17 protein-coding genes are annotated in these 20833 nt (G+C 51.0%); 9 read left to right on the plus strand and 8 right to left on the minus strand.

The features are described from left to right. Window positions 1-99 precede the first annotated feature (99 nt). The 4 genes from L6H70_RS27210 to L6H70_RS27225 all read left to right on the plus strand — a co-directional run bounded on the left by L6H70_RS27210 (window position 100) and on the right by L6H70_RS27225 (window position 5562). Window positions 100-981, plus strand: coding sequence for a carbohydrate ABC transporter permease (locus L6H70_RS27210; protein ID WP_236337363.1), 882 nt, complete (start codon window positions 100-102; stop codon window positions 979-981). Continuing rightward, window positions 981-1814, plus strand: a complete 834-nt coding sequence (locus tag L6H70_RS27215) for a carbohydrate ABC transporter permease (RefSeq protein ID WP_236337364.1) — start codon at window positions 981-983, stop codon at window positions 1812-1814. Before L6H70_RS27210 ends, L6H70_RS27215 begins: the two co-directional genes overlap by 1 nt. Before the next feature lie 64 nt (window positions 1815-1878). Continuing rightward, window positions 1879-3195, plus strand: a complete 1317-nt coding sequence (locus tag L6H70_RS27220) for an ABC transporter substrate-binding protein (RefSeq protein WP_236337365.1) — start codon at window positions 1879-1881, stop codon at window positions 3193-3195. Window positions 3196-3558: 363 nt separating this feature from the next. Then, window positions 3559-5562, plus strand: coding sequence for a beta-galactosidase (locus L6H70_RS27225; RefSeq protein WP_236337366.1), 2004 nt, complete (start codon window positions 3559-3561; stop codon window positions 5560-5562). A gap of 19 nt (window positions 5563-5581) precedes the next feature. Here L6H70_RS27225 and L6H70_RS27230 read toward each other — a convergent pair whose 3' ends face one another. Continuing rightward, complete coding sequence (locus L6H70_RS27230) at window positions 5582-5812, minus strand: hypothetical protein (RefSeq protein ID WP_236337367.1); 231 nt, start codon at window positions 5810-5812, stop codon at window positions 5582-5584. Window positions 5813-6131: 319 nt separating this feature from the next. Here L6H70_RS27230 and L6H70_RS27235 point away from each other — a divergent pair, with 319 nt between their 5' ends. Then, window positions 6132-7052 carry a LysR family transcriptional regulator gene (locus L6H70_RS27235; protein ID WP_236337368.1) on the plus strand — a complete coding sequence of 307 codons (921 nt, stop codon included), beginning with the start codon at window positions 6132-6134 and terminating at the stop codon, window positions 7050-7052. Window positions 7053-7158: 106 nt separating this feature from the next. Here L6H70_RS27235 and L6H70_RS27240 read toward each other — a convergent pair whose 3' ends face one another. Continuing rightward, complete coding sequence (locus L6H70_RS27240) at window positions 7159-7998, minus strand: AraC family transcriptional regulator (protein WP_236337369.1); 840 nt, start codon at window positions 7996-7998, stop codon at window positions 7159-7161. A gap of 117 nt (window positions 7999-8115) precedes the next feature. Between L6H70_RS27240 and L6H70_RS27245 the strand changes: the two genes are divergently transcribed. After that, complete coding sequence (locus L6H70_RS27245) at window positions 8116-10146, plus strand: beta-galactosidase (RefSeq protein WP_236337371.1); 2031 nt, start codon at window positions 8116-8118, stop codon at window positions 10144-10146. Window positions 10147-10210: 64 nt separating this feature from the next. On the opposite strand, the gene L6H70_RS27250 is transcribed toward L6H70_RS27245, so the two are convergent. The 4 genes from L6H70_RS27250 to L6H70_RS27265 all read right to left on the minus strand — a co-directional run bounded on the left by L6H70_RS27250 (window position 10211) and on the right by L6H70_RS27265 (window position 15007). Next, window positions 10211-11398, minus strand: a complete 1188-nt coding sequence (locus tag L6H70_RS27250) for a Ger(x)C family spore germination protein (RefSeq protein ID WP_236337373.1) — start codon at window positions 11396-11398, stop codon at window positions 10211-10213. Then, on the minus strand, window positions 11391-12494 hold the full coding sequence (locus tag L6H70_RS27255) for a GerAB/ArcD/ProY family transporter (protein ID WP_236337374.1): 1104 nt from the start codon (window positions 12492-12494) through the stop codon (window positions 11391-11393). Before L6H70_RS27255 ends, L6H70_RS27250 begins: the two co-directional genes overlap by 8 nt. Window positions 12495-12524: 30 nt before the next feature. Then, entirely contained in the window at window positions 12525-14186 is a 1662-nt protein-coding gene (locus L6H70_RS27260) for a spore germination protein (protein ID WP_236337382.1), read from the minus strand. A gap of 161 nt (window positions 14187-14347) precedes the next feature. Further along, window positions 14348-15007, minus strand: a complete 660-nt coding sequence (locus tag L6H70_RS27265; protein WP_236337375.1) for a hypothetical protein — start codon at window positions 15005-15007, stop codon at window positions 14348-14350. A gap of 324 nt (window positions 15008-15331) precedes the next feature. On the opposite strand from L6H70_RS27265, the gene L6H70_RS27270 reads away from it, so the two are divergent. Together L6H70_RS27270 and L6H70_RS27275 are read left to right on the plus strand one after the other, a co-directional pair. Then, the gene (locus L6H70_RS27270) at window positions 15332-15889 is read left to right on the plus strand and encodes an SLOG family protein (RefSeq protein ID WP_236337376.1); all 558 of its coding nucleotides are present in this window, start codon (window positions 15332-15334) and stop codon (window positions 15887-15889) included. 15 nt (window positions 15890-15904) lie between these two features. Next, window positions 15905-16054, plus strand: a complete 150-nt coding sequence (locus tag L6H70_RS27275; protein WP_236337377.1) for a YciI family protein — start codon at window positions 15905-15907, stop codon at window positions 16052-16054. A 13-nt stretch (window positions 16055-16067) separates the two neighbouring features. Here the strand turns inward: L6H70_RS27275 and L6H70_RS27280 are convergent, their stop codons facing one another. Further along, window positions 16068-17525, minus strand: coding sequence for an amidase family protein (locus L6H70_RS27280; RefSeq protein ID WP_236337378.1), 1458 nt, complete (start codon window positions 17523-17525; stop codon window positions 16068-16070). A 157-nt stretch (window positions 17526-17682) separates the two neighbouring features. On the opposite strand from L6H70_RS27280, the gene L6H70_RS27285 reads away from it, so the two are divergent. Further along, the gene (locus L6H70_RS27285) at window positions 17683-18495 is read left to right on the plus strand and encodes a DUF6612 family protein (protein ID WP_236337379.1); all 813 of its coding nucleotides are present in this window, start codon (window positions 17683-17685) and stop codon (window positions 18493-18495) included. A 114-nt stretch (window positions 18496-18609) separates the two neighbouring features. Here L6H70_RS27285 and L6H70_RS27290 read toward each other — a convergent pair whose 3' ends face one another. Then, on the minus strand, window positions 18610-20604 hold the full coding sequence (locus tag L6H70_RS27290; protein WP_236337380.1) for a methyl-accepting chemotaxis protein: 1995 nt from the start codon (window positions 20602-20604) through the stop codon (window positions 18610-18612). Window positions 20605-20833: the final 229 nt, after the last annotated feature.

Below are 20833 nucleotides of genomic sequence, written 5' to 3' on the forward strand. Positions count from 1 at the left end.
GAAAGATCACTTGCGTAGGTGTAAGAGGTCCGCAAAAAAACGGATAATATCTTTAGATCATAAACAAGTAAGTGAGTAAAAGAAAGGGGGGGCCAATTCATGCGAGGTCATAAGTTGTCCCAATTCGGCCAACAGCTTTTTTTCGTTGGTCCGGCAGTACTGTTTTTCTCTGTAGTCATGATTATTCCATTTCTGATGGGGATGTATTATTCCTTCACCGACTGGAACGGTGTATCGGGAAATGTAAGCTGGGTAGGAATTGATAACTTCAAAAATATTTTCACGAATGACCCTGACTTCTGGTCATCGTTCTGGTTTACTGTAAGATTTACTCTGTTAGGTGTTATTTTGACCAACGTGGTCGGCTTTTTCCTGGCGTACCTGTTGACGAAACCTTTAAAAACACGCAATATGCTCCGTACGATCTTCTTTATGCCGAATGTCATCGGGGGCTTACTGCTTGGTTTTATATGGCAGTTTATCTTTATCAAAGGTTTTGCCACACTGGGTGATACTACCGGCTGGTCCTTCTTTAATCTTCCATGGCTCGGTGATGCGACGACCGGTTTCTGGGCAATCGTTATTGTGTTTGTCTGGCAGTCCTCCGGTTATCTGATGGTTATCTACATCGCTTCGCTCAGCAACGTATCCAAAGAAGTGCTTGAAGCTGCTGATATCGACGGCGCCTCGCCTTTCCAGGTGCTCCGCAACATCGTCGTTCCGCTGATTATGCCTGCGGTAACTATCGGCTTGTTCCTGGCCATTTCCTGGTCATTCAAAATGTTCGACCTTAACCTGTCGCTGACCAAAGGTGGACCGTTCAAATCAACGGAATCTGTAGCGATGAACATTTATAATGAAGCCTTCCTGAATAACCGTTACGGTCTGGGTACGGCAAAAGCGCTGCTGTTCTTTGTAATTGTCGCGGTAATCACGATGATTCAGGTCCGTGTAACGAAGAGCAAGGAGGTTGAAGCTTAATGAACGCAAAATCAAAAAGCAGATGGAATATCGGGACCGAAGTACTGATGATCCTGCTTGCGCTGCTCTTCCTTGCTCCGTTCTATTTTCTGCTGGCAAACTCGTTGAAGTCATTCGGCGAAATTCTCAGCAATGCGGCAAGCTGGCCGCATGAATTCATGTGGTCCAACTATTCCAAGGCCTGGAAGCTGGCGCGGTTCGGTGAAGCGTTCCGCAATTCGGTCATTGTAACGGTAATCAGTGTCGTCCTGATCTCTTTGTTCAGTGCAATGGCTGCGTACCGGATGGTCCGTGCGGATACGAAGTTCAATAAGATCCTGCTGCTGCTGTTTGTGGCGGCAATGGTCGTACCGTTCCAGACCATCATGATTCCGATCCTGAAGGTTGTAAACATCCTGGGTGTAAACAACTCCATTCCGGGTCTCTTGATCACCAACTTAGGTCTCAGTATTCCGATGGCGATCTTCCTGTTCCACGGATTCATCAAATCGGTGCCGCTGGAAATTGAAGAGGCGGCTACAGTCGACGGCTGTAATCCGATTACGGTATTCTTCCGGATTGTACTTCCGCTGCTGAAGCCGATGCTGATGACAACCATCGTCCTGAATGCACTTGGGATTTGGAATGACTATCTGCTGCCGTCCCTGATTCTTCAGGCGCCTAATCTGCGGACCATTCCACTGGCAACCTTCTCATTCTTCGGCCAATATACGAAGCAATGGGATATGGCGCTCCCGGCACTTACGATCGGCGTAGCACCTATTGTAATTTTCTATCTGTTCATGCAGCGTTACATTGTTGAGGGAATAGCGGCAGGCTCGGTGAAGGGTTAACCTTCACGGAGTCCCCGTTCCAAATATTTATTATGCAGTTAAACTTATCTAGGGGGAAAATAGAATGATGAAGAAACGTTCTGCAGTGATGATGTCCAGCGTTATGCTGATGTCTGTCGTACTCGCGGCGTGTGGCGGTAATAACAATACCGCTTCAAATAACACACAAAATGGAAGCGCTGGCAACGCTGGCAAAGCTGCTTCCGGAGAAGTGAAAACGGTTAAGATCTTCCAGTTCAAAACCGAAATCGTTGAAGGCCTCAATGAGCTGAAAGTAGAGTTTGAAAAAGAATATCCAAACATCAAGCTGGACATCCAGACTGTCGGCGGCGGCGCAGACTATGCAGCAGCCCTGAAAACGAAATTCGCTTCCGGCGATGCTCCTGATATTTTCAGTAACGGCGGTTATGCCGAAATGGCACTTTGGGCAGACAAGCTGGAGGACCTGTCCGATCAGCCATGGGTTAAGGATCTGATTCCTTTGGCCGCTGAACCAATGACCAAAGACGGCAAAACCTACGGTATGCCGATGAACCTTGAAGGTATCGGTTTTGTATACAACAAAGACCTGTTCGCAAAAGCAGGTATCACGGAAACTCCAAAAACAATCACCGAGCTTGAAGAGGCTGCTAAAAAATTGCAGGCGATCGATGTTATTCCTTTCGGCAATGCATATCAGGAATGGTGGCTGCTGGGTATCCAGGGCATCAGCGTAGCTTTTGCACAACAAGATAATGTGGATGAATTCATCAACGGCCTGAATGCAGGAACTTCCAGTATCGTGGGCAACGAGAAATTTAAGGATTGGAGCAACCTGCTCAACCTGACTGTAAAATATGGACAGAAAAATCCTTTGACTACAGATGCTAATACCCACCTGGCTATGTTCGCTAATGGCGAAACAGCTATGATGCAGGAAGGCAACTGGGCACAGACTCTTGTTGACGGCATCACTCCAGATATGAACATCGGTATGTTCCCTATGCCAATCAACGACGATGCTGCGATGAATGATAAGCTGTCTGTAGGCGTTCCGGCTAACCTGGTCGTTAACAAAGATTCCGGTTCGAAGGAAGAAGCTAAGACTTTCCTGAACTGGCTCGTAACTTCTGACATGGGTAAAGAGTATATCGTGAAAAAATGGAAATTCATCCCTGCTCTGTCCACCATTCCAGCAACACCTGAAGATATCGGTCTTCTTGGTGCTGATGTATGGAACTATGTTAAAGAAGGTAAAGTATACGGATTGCAGGCTTCGAAATTCCCTGATGGTGTAACTCAAGAATTCGCCAGCTCGATCCAGCAGCTGATTGCTGGTAAAGTCGACGAAGCCGGCTGGGAAAAATCGATGCAAGCGGCTTGGGACAAGCTGAAGAAATAAAGAATATAATATTTGAACTTGATTATAAACATTAAGGGAAAAGTGGCGGAGGGGAATTTTGGAACTGAAGGAGCGGTAGCGTCCGCCTTTGTCTGCTGATTTCCACCGCGAACAGCGGTACAAAATCAAGAAATCTGCAGACAACAGCGGCCGTAAGTCCAAACATTCTCTGCAGACATGACCAATCCCAAAATAGAAATAACAAGTTTTATCTATATATCTTTATAAACAAAGAGTCCTTTGAAGGACCGGTAAGTGGATAAAGTGGATTTGCCAGGGCGCTCCCCGCCTAACTCATTATTGATGTGAGGCGGGGGCGCCTTTTTGGTAAGATGGAGAGCATACGGGAAAGGAGAAGGGGAGATGGAGATGCTCAGCTACAGCAATGTTCAAATCGGTGTCGATTATTACCCGGAGCATTGGGAAGAGTCTATGTGGGAAGCGGATATGCAATTAATGAAGGACACCGGAGTGAAGGTAGTCCGGGTAGCCGAGTTCGCCTGGAGCCGGCTGGAGCCTGCGGAAGGAAGCTTCGATTTTGCCTGGCTGGACCGGGCGGTTGATGCCCTGCACCGCTATGGGCTGCAGGTGGTAATTGGAACACCTACCGCAACACCTCCGCGCTGGCTGACGGCAGGATATCCCGATGTGCTGCCGGTCTTTGCAGACGGACAGACCTTTCATCCCGGCGTGCGCGGGCACCGCTGCTACAATAGCGGGTCGCTGCGGAAATACGGCACGCGGATTATCAGCAAGCTGGCCCGTCATTACAGCAGTCATCCCGCGGTGATCGGCTGGCAGACTGACAATGAATTCGGTATGATTGACTGCCACTGCGACAGATGTAATGAGGCTTTCCGCGGCTGGGTGCAAGACAAGTACAAGACGCTCGAACACGTGAATGCAGAATGGGGAACGGTAGTATGGAGCGGGGAGTACAGCGACTGGCAGGAGCTGACGGTCCCTTATGGCGGATCGCCGTTTCAGAATCCTTCGCTGCTGCTGGACTTCCAGCGGTTTCAGTGGGATTCGGTGGTGAAGTTCCAGCAGACGCAGATTGATGTGCTACGTGCGGAGTGTCCGGATCATTTCATTACCCATAACTTCCACAGCTACCCCCAGCGGCTGGATATGTATGCGGTCGGCACGAACCTGGATGTGGCTTCATTTGACTATTATCCGAATACCTCTCCGGACAAGCAGGCGACGACGCCCTACAGCGGAGCCTTGTCGCTGGATGTGACAAGGGGAATCAAGCGGAAGAATTTCTGGATCATGGAACAGCTGAGCGGTCCGCCCGGCTGCTGGATGCCGATGTGGCGCACACCGTATCCCGGCTTTATCCGGGCTTATGCCTGGCAGGCCATCGCCCGTGGAGCGGATACCGTGGTCCACTTCCGCTGGAGAAGTGCGGTTGCGGGTGCCGAGCAGTACTGGCATGGCCTAATTGACCACAGCAATGTGCCGGGACGGAGGTTTGCAGAGTTCGGCCGGCTATGTTATGAAGTAAACGCTTTAGCCGATAAGCTTAAGGGAACGGAGCTTAAGCATGAGGTGGCCATTCTTCACTCCCATGAACAGAAGGCGGCGCTGGACATACAGCCGCAGGCTGAGGGAATGGATTACTACGAGAATATCAAGCTGTATCACCGTGTACTGACAAAGCTGGGTATCGGCTGTGATGTGATCCAGGCAGGCGAGCCGTTGGAGAGATATAAGCTGGTCATTGCACCAAGCCTTTATCTGTTAAGCGAGGAGCTGGCTGCGCAGCTTGAAGCTTTTGCCATTAAGGGCGGCACCCTGATTCTGACAAACCGCAGCGGTGTGAAGAATATCAATAATATTTGTGTGATGCAGCCGCTGCCTGGCTTGCTGAGCCGAGCAGCCGGAGTATGGGTTAAGGAATATGATCCGGTTGGCGGGGATGTGCATACGATCACGGATCAGAAAGGACTCTCCTTTGAATGCAGCCAGTGGTGCGACCTGCTCGCTCCGGTTACCGCAGAGCCTATCGCATGGTATAACGATGATTTCTATGCGGGAACTGCGGCGATCACTGTCAATAGCTTCGGCAAAGGCCAGGTCTATTACTTCGGCACCCATGCCGGAGAAAATTATTGGTCCGTGCTGCTGGCGGGACTCGCAGACAAGCTAAGTCTGCAGCACTTCGCCGGCTTGCCGGAAGGCGTACAGGCTACGGTCCGCAGCGGAGAGAACGGCAGCTTCCTGTTCCTGCTGAATCTCGGCCGGACAGAGCAGACGGTGAAGCTGGACAAGGAGTACCGCTGTCAGCTGACCGGAGCCGTACGTTCAGGGCCGGTTGTGCTCGCTCCGTACGGCGTAGAGATTCTCGGGACAGAAGGCTGAAGCATTTGGGAAACTGGGATCATGCGGACGGATGGCGTCTTGTATCCGTCATACGGGAGATGAAGGGAATCAGCTTGGCTTTCGGCTTGGTATTCAGCCTTGAAGCCTGTATCTGCGGTGTGGTCTGAACATCGTCCTTCCGCATGAGATCCAGTAGATCATACACACTTTTGATTTCGCTGACATCGATTTCCTTAAGGCTGCCTTCCGGCTCTCCGGGAATTCTAAAGCTCCAACGTTTGTTTTCCATTTTACTCACTCCTAAAGTTTTGATAGCATAGACTTCCTTGTAGTACTTCGCAAAACTCGCTTCGGAAGCATGAGCTAAAGTTTTGATAGCATAGACTTCCTTGTAGCACTTCGCAAAACTTGCTTCGGAAGCATGAGCTTAAGTTTTGATTGCATAGACTTCTTTGTTGTACTTCGCAAAACTCGCTTCGGAAGCATATTCTTAAAATTAATTTGTTTTATATTTTCATCATATTCCATGGACCAGTTCCTGTATAATGAAGGGAAATGATGGAGGGCATCACTGCGGCTGATGGCTGATCCGGGGGGAGAGACGGATGATGGATATTGGACTTCTTAAAGTGTTTAGGGCGGTTGCCGAGGAAGGGAGCATATCCAAAGCGGCCCAAAGCCTGAACTATGTGCAGTCGAATGTGACGGCGAGAATTCAGCAGCTGGAGCAGGAGCTGCGGACTCCGCTTTTTTACCGGCATAGCCGGGGCATCACCTTGACTTCAGCCGGACAGACGCTCATGGAATATACGGTTAGGATATTTAATCTGCTGGAAGAAGCGCAGCAGGCGGTTCTTGATTCACCGGTTCCAAAGGGCACAATTACGGTTGGCTCCGATACGACCGCTGCCGTACGGCTGCCTGCGATCCTGTCAGCTTACCGCGGCTGTTACCCGGATGTTGAGGTTCAACTGCAGATCGGACGGGCAGCTGATCTGATTGATTCTGTCCTGCAGCATGTGGTACAAGGGGCGTTGATGGACGGGCCGGTCGAGCATCCGGAGATCGTCCAGGAGCTGGTCATCCATGAGCAGCTGGGGCTGGTCATTCCGGATACAATCGGTTATCGGGGTCTCTCTTCGATTAATGATAAGACGCTGCTGATACTAAATGCGGAATGCATCTACCGGGCGAGGCTTGAGGAGTGGCTTAGGGAAGAAGGCTTCCGGCTCGGGAAGGTGATGGAGTTCGGGACGATGGAAGGATTGCTTGGCTGCGTTAGGGCCGGCATAGGATTTGCAGTGCTGCCGGTATCTTATTTCAGGCGGATGAATATTACAGAAGGCATCTCCTGTTATCCGTTTCCGGAGCGGTACGCCGAGGTGCCGACTGTATTCATCCGGCGTCGTGATTTGTATATGACGAGTGCTTTCCGGGAGTTCATGGAGGAGCTGAAGGTGCATCTGCCGGAAGCGGTATGCAGGACAGACATTCTGGCGGCTGAAAGCAGTGGAACGGCTACGAATTAGAGGCGGGGCAGGCATGGGGCTCAAACCGTCCACCTCAACGAAAACAGCGGCACCCGGGGGTTACCCCTGGGTGCCGCTGTTTTGCAAACGCCGCATCGCACACCAATCAGTGCAGCCTCCGGAACTGATCCGGGGTCGTTCCCGACTGCTTGCGGAAGGTGGCCACGAAGTGGCTGACATCGCGGAAGCCGACGAGCTGGGAGATCGCTTTTACTGTCAGGTGCGGCTGGCTTACGAGCAGCTCCTTGCTCTTGCGGATGCGTAAGCGGACGAAGTAGGCGTAGGGAGACAGCCCGAAGGTCTGCAGGAACAGGCTGTTGAGATATCGGCCTGACACCTCCAGCTGGGAAGCAAGATCATATAGCCCGATGCCGGGATCACCGTAGTGGCTGTCCATCCATTTCAGGAGCGGCTGCAGCTTGTCCACGTTTCGCGAAATTGCAGTGTTGTTATGCAGCTGTCCGTATTTACTGAGAGTAAGCAGGAAACGATAAGCATCGGTGGACACGCCCAGGCTGAACATGTCTGCGGCGGCATCATGCCGGTCAAGCATTTCCTGCAGCATACGGGTCAGCGGAGCTTCACTTTCCCAGCGGTAGAAGGCATTGGCCTGCATGCCTAAAGTCTCAAGGATGTGCTGGGATGAGCCCCCACCAAACGTAAGATAATACGTGCACCAAGGCTGGGAGGAAAGAGATTCGTAGCGGTGCGGGGTACCCGGCAGGAGCAGCACGCCGCTGCCAGCGGCAAGCGTGAGTTTTTTATTCTCGAAATGAATAATCCCTTCACCCGCGGCGGTCTGCAGCCAGTGATAGACATGATAGCCGTCCGGACGCGATACCTTTTCCTGATCAGGATTATAGCCCATGCTATCGAGCGTAATGGGCAGATGCTCCCTATTTTCCTGGGCGAACACAATTCTGCGGGGGGCTGGCGTTAGCAACAAGAATCACCTCTTAGTCGTACCATATTATTATATATTCTGGTGAAAATTTTATATTTATCGCACTAAGTTTAAAGGTTAAACTAAGAATATACTTATACTATAAAGGAAGTGCGATGTGTGATCAACGATAAATTGCCGAAGATTTGGTATGGTGGAGACTACAACCCTGAGCAATGGGACGCCCCGGTTTGGGCAGAGGATGAACGGATGTTCAAGCTGGCGGGAATCGACGTCGCGACCATTAATGTATTTTCATGGGCCCTTATTCAGCCGTCTGAGGACGAATATGATTTCTCCGGACTGGATGAATTGATGGACCGCCTATATAAGAATGGAACCTATGTATGTCTGGCCACAGGTACCGGAGCGCATCCGGCATGGATGGCACACCGCTATCCTGAAGTGACCCGTGTGGATGTGCAGGGCAGAAAGCGCAAATTCGGCGGACGGCATAACTCTAATCCGAACAGTCAGGTGTACCGCAAATATGCAGCCAAACTGGCCGGCAAGCTGGCTGAGCGCTATAAGGATCATCCGGCTCTGGTGGCCTGGCATATTTCCAATGAATATGGCGGCTACGATTACTCCGAGCAGTCTGCGGCGGCTTTCCGCGTCTGGCTGAAGGAGCGTTACGGTTCACTGGATGCCCTGAACAAAGCCTGGAATACCCGCTTCTGGGGCCATACCTTCTATGACTGGGAAGAAATCGTTGTTCCAAATGAGCTGAGTGAAGAGTGGAACGGTAACCGCACGAACTTCCAGGGGATTTCCCTCGACTACCGCCGGTTCATGTCTTACAGCCTGCTGGAGTGTTACAAAATTGAGAAAGAGGCGATTAGGGAGCACAGTAAGGGAATTCCGGTGACGACCAACCTGATGGGTTTCTACCCTGAGCTGGATTATTTCGAGTGGGCTAAGCATATGGATATCATCTCTTGGGATAATTATCCGGCCCTGGACACTCCGGTCAGCCATACGGCGATGACGCATGATCTGATGCGCGGTCTGAAGAATGGACAGCCGTTCATGCTGATGGAGCAGACCCCGAGCCAGCAGAACTGGATGCCGTACAACTCACTGAAACGGCCCGGTGTGATGCGTCTGTGGAGCTACCAGGCGGTAGCGCGCGGTGCGGACACTGTGCTGTTCTTCCAGCTGCGCCGCTCCATCGGTGCCTGCGAGAAGTATCACGGTGCGGTCATTGAGCATGTGGGCCACGAGCATACCCGGGTCTTCCGCGAATGCGCAGAGCTGGGCCGGGAGCTGGAACTGCTTGGCGACAAGCTGCTGGATGCACGCAGTGCAGCGCAGATCGGTATCATCTATGACTGGGAAAACCGCTGGGCGCTTGATCTGTCGAGCGGGCCTACTATAGCCCTTGATTATGTAAAAGAAGTGCATAAATATTATAATGCTCTCTATCAGCAGAATATCGAAGCCGACATGATCGGTGTCGAAGAGAACCTGTCCAAGTACAAAATTGTGATCGCACCGGTGCTTTACATGATTAAGCCAGGCTTTGCCGAGAAAGTGGAGGCCTTTGTTAAGGCAGGCGGGACATTCGTAACCACCTTCTTCAGCGGGATCGTCAATGAGAATGATCTGGTTACGGTTGGAGGATATCCGGGTGAGCTGCGCAAGGTGCTGGGCATCTGGGCCGAGGAGATTGATGCGCTGCTGCCGGACATGAGCAATGAAATCGTAATGAACGGGGAGTGGGGGGCATTAAGCGGTACCTACAAATGCGACCTGCTCTGCGATCTGATCCATTCCGAAGGGGCAGAAGTGCTGGCACATTATGGTGCTGATTTCTATAAGGGCATGCCGGTATTGACGGCGAACAGCTTCGGTGAAGGCAAAGCCTACTATGTAGCATCGAGCCCTGAAGCCGGCTTCCTGCAAAGCTTCCTGGGGAATCTGTGCGAAGAGAACGGCATCAAGCCGCTCGTACACGCACCGGAAGGGATCGAATCGGTACAGCGTGTGAAAGACGGCGTATCCTACCTATTCCTGCTGAACCATCAGGAAGGCGATATGAGCGCAGACATTGGTGCAGAAGAGCGGACCGACCTGCTGACCGGCAAGAGCTTCAGCGGCACCGCTGTTGTTCCGGGCCGCGGCGTACTGATCTTGTCCGATAAGAAATAGGACGCAAATAGCCAAATAACCGGCAACTTTCCTGAAAGGGAGGGTTGCCGGTTTATTTGTGCAGCTATTCGGTAAAAGAACCGAAATCGTTTATTTTCAAATCATATTTAATATTGATCTTGGAGCGGCTGAATGTATCGTCCCAATGGTCCTGGACCTTTTTCCATACCCGGGGATACTGGATGCTGAGTGCATCTCCGAAACCGGCTACATCGGCTTTATATTCTTTTTGCAGCTTCTCCATCATCTTCTCCGTCATCTTCTCCAGCTTAGCCCCGAATATATGCTCTACCTTCTCTGTATATTCTGTTGAGTCGGCATCACTTGAGCTATTCCAGGTTTCGATCAGCCGACCTTCCGTCTTAATGGAGACATCAAACGAAATGTCATCCCCGTCGATACGGGCTTTGATTTTGCTTTTCATATCCTTCATTTCATAGGTCATCGGCTCGTTATCCTGGTCATAGGCTTTGATAGCGCCAGCCTTGCTTTTATTGGTCAGCCAGGAGAGGCATTCGGTGTCTTCCTGCGACAAGGTGCCGATCCAGTGTCCCGTGTCTCCTTTGACAACAGCAGCCCCAGTAAACTCGGTTTCCCCATCCGCGGTAACGAGGTTCTGCAGAGCATAACTTCGCTTCGCATGCATGAGTGCATCCAGTTCGGACAAAATGACCGGTTTCATCACCTTACTTGTTCTTTTCTGACCCTGGATCATATCTCTAAGGTGAAAGGAGGGGATTTCATCGGTCCGCTTGGAGACGAGTGTCTCCTCTGCCCGGCTTTGACTGATAAAAACCATGGTGCTAGGGCGGATATCATTATCGCGGAGTACAAAATCCATCAGTTGTTCCATCGATTGCCGCTTCAGTAATTCTGTTGAGACAACAATGATCTTCAGATGATGACCGACGATCGGCCGTTCGTTCCTTATAGAATATTGGCGGAAGATTTCAAATACGGAATCTCCGGTTCCGGAGATGTTAAGATAATGTAAGGGCTGCGGACCTCCTTTTTTTTCCATGCCGGGGGTTTTCACCGGTACGATCTGGACCGTTGCCGTCACTTTATCCCGCTTAGAATAGGTGACGCCTTGTTCTTCCAGCTCTTGTTCAGCCTTTGTCAGCTTGCCCGTATCCAGAGCGAGTCCGGTATATAGTGCCAGGTCCTCGATTTCTTTGCTGCTCCAGCATCCGGACTGGGTCACAGTAAGCAGGAAAAGACAGAGAATAAGCGGCATTAACCGTCTACACATGCTGCTTCAATCCTTTCGTACGGATAAGCCAGATGACCGAGAGCATCAGGGGTATAAGCAGAAACAGGACAATTCCCGCTTTGCCGATCATATCCCCCAGGCTGAACAGCTCGTTAACGGACTTGGGAACCATCGTAGAAATGAAAATGACAGGCACCAGCAGATAAATGACCGTATGAACCCTTAGGCGGAAAATTTGAGAGATGCCGAGAGAAGCCTGGAAAAAGAAACTGCAGAAGTTGCAGAACATTTGCATCAGCCAGATCACCATCAGCGGAAACTCCATCCGCTCGAACAGAAATCCGGGGATTTCAAAGCTGCGGATCAGATCTATGGTCGGCCAGGTGCTTGTGATCGCAGAATCTATGGAAACTCCGCCAATGACCATAACTACTGTCAACAAATAGAGGCCGATCGGAATGCCGATTCCGACCAGCATTGCTTTTACAGCCTGACGGGGCTGCTGCATAAACGCTACAAGCGTCATCACGACCTCACACCCGGTATAGACAAGCACCGTTGACTTCAGGCCGCTGAGCACTGGCAGAATGCCGCTGCCGAGGACAGGACGCAGGTTGTTAATATCAAAAAGACGCAGGCTGAACCCGTAGCAGATGAGCAGAATCATGATGCTGATCGGGAATATGATCTGAAAGACCCGAGCGATCGCATTGATACCGCCGTACACGAGATAGCTTCCGACCCAGATAAAAGGCAGGATAATCGCCCAGATCGGCGTGCCTTCCAGCAGGAAGAACAGCGTAACCTCGGCAAGCGAGCGGATCTCAAAGCCTGCGATAATTAGAAAATAGATAATCAGCAGCAGGCATAGGAAAGCTCCCGGTACCCGGCCTACAATTGTTCCGGCATACTGGAAAATGGTTTTTCCGGGAAACTGTTGGCTGATCTTCACCATCAGGGTAACTACAGCCATCACGATGACCCCCCCGAGCAATACGGATAGCCAGGAATCAGGAGTCTTCACAGCTTCGCTTACGCTGCGTGGCAATGTCAGGATCCCGGCGCCTAGCACCGTGTTATTGAGGAATACGGCTGCTTGTGTAGCTGTGATTCTGTCGTCTGTGCGGGTAAACATGATGCTGCTGCCTCCTCTCTGAACATATACTTACGATTTCCGTTTGCTGTCCTGCGTCTTCATCATGGCTGGTCTGCGTTTCATCAGGGCAAGCGGTGCCCGGAAGAACAGGTCCTTCCAGTCCCTTGCCCGAAACGGGGATACAGGCGTCAGGTAAGGCACCCCGAAGCTTTTGAGCTTGGTAAGATGGCTGCAGATCATCAGGAAGAAGAGGATTGTACCGAACATCCCTAGCAGGGCCGCAAATCCCATCCCGACAAAGCGGAGAATCCGCAGCGTTATTCCGGCACTGTACATCGGAATAGAGAAGGAGGAGATCGCGGTGACCGCAACGACAATGACCAGAAAGGGGCTGACGATTCCTGCATTTACGGCAGCATCCCCAATAATGAGACCGCCGACGATACCCATTGCCTGCCCAACCGGTTTTGGCAGCCGGATGCCGGCTTCCCGCAGAATTTCAATCGAAACCTCAAGAATCAGCACTTCGATTATAGAAGGGAAGGGGACTCCCTGGCGGGTCTCAATAATGGAGAGTGCCAGCTCTGTCGGGATCAGTCCGGGATGAAAGGAAATGAACGATATATATAGAGCCGGAGCCATCAGCGCCAGAAAGGAGGCGGCGAAGCGCAGCATCCGCAGGAGCGATCCTGGCAGCCAGCGTTCATAATAGTCTTCCGGAGATTGCAGCAGCATACTGAAGGTAACCGGAACAATCAGCGCGAACGGCGTTCCGTCCAGCAGAATCGCAATCCGTCCTTCCAGCAGCGCACTGATCACCCTGTCAGGACGTTCGGTGTTCTGAACCTGTTGGAAAGGACTTAAGTAATTGTCTTCAATCAACTGCTCGATATATCCCGATTCGGCGAGGAAATCGATATCCAGTTTGGAGATGCGTGACTCGACTTCCCGAAGCAACTCCGGATTGACAATATCCTTCATATAAGCGATAACCAGATCCTTCTGAATCCGGTTGCCGGCCCGGTGAGTGACCATCTCCAGCTGATCACTCCTGCCCTGGCGGCGTAAGATGGAGGTGTTCTCATTTAACGACTCAGAGAAGCCCAGCCGGGGTCCGCGCAGCAGCGCTTCCGAAACAGGCTCGTCCAGTGACCGGCTGTCTCCTTCCGGCGGCTGGATCAGCAGCCCTTGCGGAAGCCCCTCAATCAGCAGTCCGGCATATCCGTACAGGACTGATTTATTGAAGTCCGCCAGATCACTGGCCTCACTCAGCTGGCTGAACGGCAGCTGCTGTCCGGCTGATCCGGAAGGGGAGAAGGAATCAGCTGTCGCCTCTAACATCAGAAACTGCATAATCTGCAAATTTAGAATTCTGTCATTCTGCATGCCGTCTACATAAATAAGAACCGCCTGTTTCTGTAGCCTGGTTATCGTAAATTCCTTGAAATGAAGATCAGAATTCCTTCCGATAGCCGACTTAATAGACTGAAGGTCTGCGGCATAATTCCCGCTGAAGCCTTGCCGGGCTTGCGGAGGGGGGGACACCGGAGCATCGGATTGCCCCTTGCGCTTCTTCGCGCTGCTGCCCGGCGACTCCACCGCTCTGCCGCTTCCTACCAGAGAATAGAGTGCTTTATAGATACGGCTTACCGCTAGAGGGATCAGCAGTGCAATTCCCGCCTGAAAGAAGACATCCCAGCCGGGGATGTGGGAAATAACGGAGGATAGCAATGAAATCACCCCAACTTTCTGTATAAATTGCTGTGTACATGAAGTTTTCCAAAGTCTGCTTTCGTTTAGTCATTTCTGTAAAAAATAATTGTCCACAAAAAAGCGGATGCGCCTCTTTTCAGGGACACATCCGCAAGTATTAGAATATTGAATTATGGTTATTAACTTCCCCAGCCGGCAGCAGATGAACCGCCTTTGCCTTGGCCGTTGCCGCCCCCTCCGAAGCCGCCTGCCCCCAGCGTGATCTTCTCTGCATTGGTGGTGTCTGTCTTCAGCGTGTACTGGATAACATCATCAGCCTTGAGGTCGGCCAGGCTGATGACCGTTTCCTTCTGCTCACCGTTATCGAAGGTAACGGATACAAATTGGGTATCGCTGTCGACAGTAATATCCGTAGTCTCCCCGGAGAAATTCTGCATCATGCCGTCGCCCGGCTTCCCGCCTTGGCGTCTGCCGCCTTCCGGCGCAGTACCGCCCTCAGGGGGTTGTCCCCCCTCTCCGCCTTCCGGCGGATTAGCCAGTCCCTGCGGTGCGGTACCTCCGCTGCCCTCACGTCCAGCTGGCATCTCGGCTGTATAGACTGTGATGGTGCTGCCGCTGATGTTTTTGATTTTACCGATATTCATGCCGACTCTGTTCATACCTCTGTCCCGGGCTCCGGGGGAGGCGGCGGGTTGTGCGGCTGTGCCGTCGCTCTGGGTTTGTGCAGTTTGGCTGCCTGCGGCTGATGAGGACGCTGTATCTGTGTTTGAACTGCAGCCTGCCAGCAGGATAGCTGCGATCAGGCCGCTGGCCATCATATAGGGTACATGCCTTTTCATTTCAATTCTCCTCCTCGATGAACTGCACAACTTTCTGCGGACAATATATCAGAGCGTCCTGAATGTCAGCTTAAAGTTTGGTAAAGATTTCTGAAAAGATTGACAGCAGCAATTGAGATATAATGGGTATATAAATTGAACCTTTGTTTTTCTATTTTGGGAATGGCCGTGACTACAGAGAATATTTGGACTTCCGGGCGCTATCGCTCCTACAGTTCCAAACTTCTCTTCCGCCACTTTTCCCTAAATGTTTATTTCAAGTTCATTTTATATAGTAGAGTGGAGTGGGATATACAGATAAACCTTCTAGGAAAGAGGCAGCACATGACAACCCTACTGGTAACAGGCTACCGTGCGCATGAGCTCGGGATTTTTGACAATAAGCATCAGGGCATCCCCTATATCAAAAAAGCGCTTGCAGCAAGGCTGATTCCCCTTATTGAGGACGGAGTGGATTGGGTCATTACTCCCGGTCAATACGGCGTGGACCTCTGGGCCTGCGAGGTGGTACTGGAGCTGAAGCGTAAATATCCGCTGCTGAAGCTGGGGATCATTACCGCCCATGCCAACCCGGAAGAGAAGTGGAAAGAGGACAAGCAGAACGAATACCGGGGGATTGTGGCCAGAGCGGATTATTATGGAGCGGTAAGCAATGCCCCTTATGACGGCAGCTGGCAGTTCCGGGCCAGAGATGATCTGCTGTTCCGCAAAAGCGATGCCATTCTGCTGTTCTATGATGAGGATGCCGCTGAAGGAAGTGCGAAATATTTTAAGGAACGGGCACTAAAGCTGCATGCGGAGGGCGACTATGGCCTCTATCTGATGTTTGCGGAGGAAATCCAGAATATTGCCGACGAGGAAAACCAGCGTGATTACGAGTGACAAGCTCCCGGCGGGATGGTGATTATCCGGGCAGAATCCCGGGAAGAGGCAGAGGCGGTTGCGGAGCGTGATCCGTATGTTCTCTCCGGCATCCGCAGCTATGAGCTCCGCACCTGGAGCCTGTCACATGCAGGCAACAGGCACATGGGCATAGCCGCGGATTGACAAGAGCTGCTGCTTAAATGAAGCTCTGCAGCGTAGGCGCCTTGCGGACCTTGTAATTCTGCTCATAGGCATAGGCCAGCTTGATCAGCAGCGGCTCTTGATAAGCCTGGGCCGAGAAAGTCACCCCGAACGGTGCACCGGCCGAAGTGTAGCCGGAAGGCACGACGATGGAGGGATACCCTGATCTGGAGGTGATGCGTGCGCCAAAGTCAGCCGGGAACAGCAGGGCGTCCAGCTGGTGCTCTTTCATGGTAGCGTCGATGCCCTGCTCCTTGCATAGCCTTAGATCCGTGGCACGGTCACGCAAATACTGCGGCTCTGTCAGAGTGCCTGAAGAGGTATATTCAGCATCGATCAGTGTTGCTTGACCATAGCGCAGCGTCTCTACCGGATGGGCATGGTTGAAGTCAATGATATCCTTCAGGGTCCGTACCTTCGCACGCGGGCCGAGCCGGGCCAGATAAGCGTTAATGGAGGTTTTGAACTCGTTCAGCACCACGGAGGAATATTTGATCTCGCGGGCGGTGCGGATATCGGCAGGATCGATGATGGTTGCGCCTAACTCACGCATTCTGTCCACGGAGGCGTTGAACAGCGCCAGCTGTTCTTCCGTTAACTCTTCGAAATAGTAGTCCCGCGGAATACCGATCCGCGAACCCTGCAGACCGTTCAGATCAAGGAATTCCGTATAATCCTCATGCAGCCTTCCTACGCTAGTGCCCATCGCCGCATCACTGCTGTCCCGGCCGAGCATGGCATTCAGCAGAAGCACTGCGTCACGGACGGTTCTACCCATTGGCCCGGCAGTATCCTGCGTGTTCGACAGCGGAAGAATGCCGGAGCGGCTGAGCATGCCAACGGTCGGCTTAATTCCCACAATTGACCCGAGATTGCCGGGATTGAGAATGGAGCCGGAGGTTTCGGTTCCCACCGATACTGTGCAGAAATTACAGGCGACGGCTACGGCGGAGCCGGCGCTGGAGCCGCCGGTTGGCGTGGAGATATTGTAAGGGTTCAGCACCTGGCCTCCGCGTGAGCTGTAACCTGACGGCATGCCATTCGTCATGAAGTTGGCGAATTCCGTCATGTTCGCTTTGCCCATGATGATGGCTCCGGCCTCACGCAGCTTCGTAACGATAAAGGCATCTTCCCCGGCAAAAGAATCCGCCAAAGCCAGCGATCCCGCACTGGTATGCATTTTATCCCCTGTATTGATATTGTCCTTGAGCAAGACCGGAATGCCATGCATCGGACCTCTTGGACCCTGCAGCGCACGTTCCACATCCAAAGATTCCGCAATGAACAGCGCATCCGGATTGATCTCCAGCACGGAGTTAATCGTCAGGCCGTTTTTGTCATGATCGGCAATGCGCTCATAATACATGAGAACCAGTTCCTTGGAAGTGATCTCTCCGGCTGCCAGTGCGGCCTGAATATCCGGAATTGTAGCCTCTACGATTTCAAAACTCATGCGGGTTCACGCTTCTTTCTCTCTTTGGTTTGGCCTTCTCCTTCATCTAACCATAGTTTACCGCGTCTTGATAGAGTTCATTTTGGATTTTTTTGATAGTTGACATTCCATATCTGGTGTATAATCCCATACAAAGCTCATACGGGAGGATTATATTTTGAATAGATGGGGAAAAGGTTTGCTGGCTGCGCTAATTGCGTTTGGCCTGGCTGGCTGTGCTAAAGATGGCACTGTGAAGGAAAGCCCGGATCAAAAAGTGGCAATGCCTACAGCAGAAGAGTTAATTGCGAAAATAACGGAAGCCGGCAAAGGGCTTAGCAGTTTCGTTCAGGAGTCGCAGACCTGGTCGAATATAAATATGGCACAGAGCGAAAAGAATGACCTGCAGCCTACGGAGACGAATTCGACCACTGAGGTTGTGCTGAGCCCGCTGCAAATGCATCAGGTGAGCCAGATTAAATTATCGGGAAAAGGTGAACAGCTTATTGAGCAATATTACACTGATAACAGGCTATTCATATCTATAGACGGATATTGGCGTGAAATGCCTGAGGATATCTCCGGTAATATAGGGGGCATCGTGCAACAGTCGGCCAGTCCCAGGGAGCGGATGGAGCAGCTTAAGACGATTTTGCCTTATTTGAAGGTAACGGAGGAAGGGGATGACTATGTACTGAGCGCCCGGGGATCCGGTGACCAAATGAAGGATTTCACAGCCTATTACCGGGTTCAGTACAGCGGTGTAGAATTACCTGATCAGCAGATAACTGATGTGAAGAGTATGAGCACGACGTACTGTGTCAACAAACAGACCTACCTGCCGACCCGGACAGAGGATGAAATGGTGACCGACGATAGAGCTGGCGGATATGGGATGTACACGGAGACGAAGACGAAGACAACCATCGGAAAGTATAATACCCTTTCCAAGATTGAAATTCCGGAGGAAGTGCTGAATGTACAGCGGTAAATCTTAAATACCAGGTATTCATAAAAAAGAAACGCCCGTACAGGCAGGGTGTTTTTACGTTCCTGCCCGGTACGAGCGTTGTACTAAGGTTTCACTTTACACGATTACCGGAGACTAGAGCTTGAAGCTCTCCACAATGAGAGAGAGCTCCTCGGCTGTATGGGACAAATGGTCAGCCGAAGCTGAGATCTGTTCCATCGAAGCAAGCTGTTCCTCGATGGCAGCGGAAACGTTCTGGGTGCCGCCGGAGTTCTCACCGGCTATCGCGATGACATTCTGAAGAGACGAAGCCATCCGTGACGACTGTTCGGCAATCTCTGAGGTAATGCCACGTAGGACGCTGCTCATTTCTGCCAGTGGATTCACAGCCTGTAAAATGCTTTTGAAATTATGATCGGATTCTTCAACAACCTCAATGCCTTTGCGGACCTCATCAGCCGTTGTTTTCATAGAGGATACTGCAGCTGAAGTCCCTGTCTGTATCTGGTCAACGAGCGTTCTGATGGACTGGGTGGATTGGGCGGTTTGTTCAGATAATTTACGGATCTCAGCGGCAACTACGGCGAATCCCCGGCCATGTTCACCAGCGCGGGACGCTTCAATGCTGGCATTCAATGCGAGCAGATTGGTCTGTGAAGAGATTCCATGAATCACCTTGATAATTTCACTGATCTCATGTGATTGTCTGTTTAATCCCCCGATAATCAGCGATTGCTGTTCGGTACTGCTCTGAATAGCACTCATCTGGTTGACCACGTGCTGCACTCCGGTGCTTCCGGCAAGCGAGATTGACCCGGCTTGGCTTGTGAGCTCCTCCAGCTGGGTCACGTAGCTGTCAATTTCATTCATCCGGTCGGTAATAGAGGAGATCACTTCATGATTTTCGACCAGCAGATTTTCTTGCTGATTGGCACCCACATGGATATTTTCGGCCGACTCCGCGATATGCTCGGCGGCATGTGTAGCCTGACCGGCACTTGCGCTCAGCTCCTGTGAAGAGGCGGCCAGAGTCAGGGAAGCACCGTGAATTCTGTTCATACTTTGGTGTATATTCTCCGCCATTGCGTTGAAACTGCGGCTTAAGAGGCCAAGTTCGTCGTTCCCCGTGAGCGGAATCCGCACCGATAAATCCCCATTGCTGATAGTATCCGCTGTGACGAGCATGATTTTTAGTGTCCGGACAAGACGGATGAGGATAAATGAGATCAGGAATCCGGCAATGATAACGGAGATGCTTACTACAAGCATTGTGTGGTTAAGGATAGGACTGGCTTCCTCCGTGAATTCCTTATTAAACATAACCCCCCCGATTTTCCAACCGGTCATGGGATTTGAGACGAAGGACATGGACTTGTCCTCTCCGTCCGAAGTGAAATTGAATCGTCCGCTATCTCCGGCAAAGAGATTGCCGACCCAGGATGCCTTAATGGCTTCTCCGCTCTGAAGCGTGGGATGGAAAACCAGCTTTTGAGAATTATCCATAATCAACGCGTGACCGTTTTTGCCGATTTTGACATTATCCGTAATTGCCGTCAGTTCTTCGATCTTAACTTCAGTCCGCACAACACCGCTTGCATCAGACACTGCCTTTGACAAGCCGATCACAAAGTCACCTGTAATTGCAGATATGTAAGGAGAGGATACATGAACATCCGAGTTTTCCATAGCGGCAGTGAACCACTCTTGCTCGCGGAAGTCGCCTTCGCCGGCCCATTCCTTCCCCTGAACATTGCGGTAATAGCCGTCTTCGGCGGCAAATTCGATACTGGACATCATAGGATGTGTCTTATAGAACGGATCCAGAATGCCTCTTTGAAGCGTGGCATCTGGTCCAGTATACACGGATGCGCTAATTAAACCGGACAAATAATTGGTGTTCGCGATTTCGGCTGAAGTGAATTGAGTAATTACGGCGTTCAAAAGATCAACATTTTGTTTCGCACCGCCGTTCATTTGATCGCTGATTTCTGTTTTGGCTGTTTGATAGGACAGAATACTGACAGCGAGCACCGGAGCAAGCAATACAACGGCAAATGTTAGAGTAAGCTTGGTGCGTAACGACAGGTTTGTTTGCAGCCGGGGAATGCGGAATTTCGAGAAAATAGACATAATGACCTCCCAATGATGTGTTTTACTATTTATATATATAAAATAAAACCTGAGAAAAAATATAAAGTGGATTCAGGCTTCACATATTTAAAGCGTTTTCAATATTGTCTCTAATCTAATCGGTTTTTTCTTTGAAAACCTTGTTATTATTATGATATTCAAGAGTTTTATTAAGATTTTAATGAAGTTTCAGCTTGTTTTATACCACCGGCTGAGGATAAGATAATAT

Origin of the sequence: Paenibacillus auburnensis, assembly GCF_927798115.1 — a bacterium.
Taxonomy (GTDB): Bacteria; Bacillota; Bacilli; order Paenibacillales; family Paenibacillaceae; genus Paenibacillus_AQ; species Paenibacillus_AQ auburnensis.

Excerpts from the sequence above, each read along its gene's own strand:
- L6H70_RS27210 (WP_236337363.1), top strand. The coding sequence starts at position 100 with ATGCGAGGTCATAAGTTGTCCCAATTCGGCCAACAGCTTTTTTTCGTT.
- L6H70_RS27215 (WP_236337364.1), top strand. The coding sequence starts at position 981 with ATGAACGCAAAATCAAAAAGCAGATGGAATATCGGGACCGAAGTACTG.
- L6H70_RS27220 (WP_236337365.1), top strand. The coding sequence starts at position 1,879 with ATGATGAAGAAACGTTCTGCAGTGATGATGTCCAGCGTTATGCTGATG.
- L6H70_RS27225 (WP_236337366.1), top strand. The coding sequence starts at position 3,559 with ATGGAGATGCTCAGCTACAGCAATGTTCAAATCGGTGTCGATTATTAC.
- L6H70_RS27230 (WP_236337367.1), bottom strand. The coding sequence starts at position 5,812 with ATGGAAAACAAACGTTGGAGCTTTAGAATTCCCGGAGAGCCGGAAGGC.
- L6H70_RS27235 (WP_236337368.1), top strand. The coding sequence starts at position 6,132 with ATGGATATTGGACTTCTTAAAGTGTTTAGGGCGGTTGCCGAGGAAGGG.
- L6H70_RS27250 (WP_236337373.1), bottom strand. The coding sequence starts at position 11,398 with ATGTGTAGACGGTTAATGCCGCTTATTCTCTGTCTTTTCCTGCTTACT.
- L6H70_RS27255 (WP_236337374.1), bottom strand. The coding sequence starts at position 12,494 with ATGTTTACCCGCACAGACGACAGAATCACAGCTACACAAGCAGCCGTA.
- L6H70_RS27265 (WP_236337375.1), bottom strand. The coding sequence starts at position 15,007 with ATGAAAAGGCATGTACCCTATATGATGGCCAGCGGCCTGATCGCAGCT.
- L6H70_RS27270 (WP_236337376.1), top strand. The coding sequence starts at position 15,332 with ATGACAACCCTACTGGTAACAGGCTACCGTGCGCATGAGCTCGGGATT.
- L6H70_RS27275 (WP_236337377.1), top strand. The coding sequence starts at position 15,905 with ATGGTGATTATCCGGGCAGAATCCCGGGAAGAGGCAGAGGCGGTTGCG.
- L6H70_RS27280 (WP_236337378.1), bottom strand. The coding sequence starts at position 17,525 with ATGAGTTTTGAAATCGTAGAGGCTACAATTCCGGATATTCAGGCCGCA.
- L6H70_RS27290 (WP_236337380.1), bottom strand. The coding sequence starts at position 20,604 with ATGTCTATTTTCTCGAAATTCCGCATTCCCCGGCTGCAAACAAACCTG.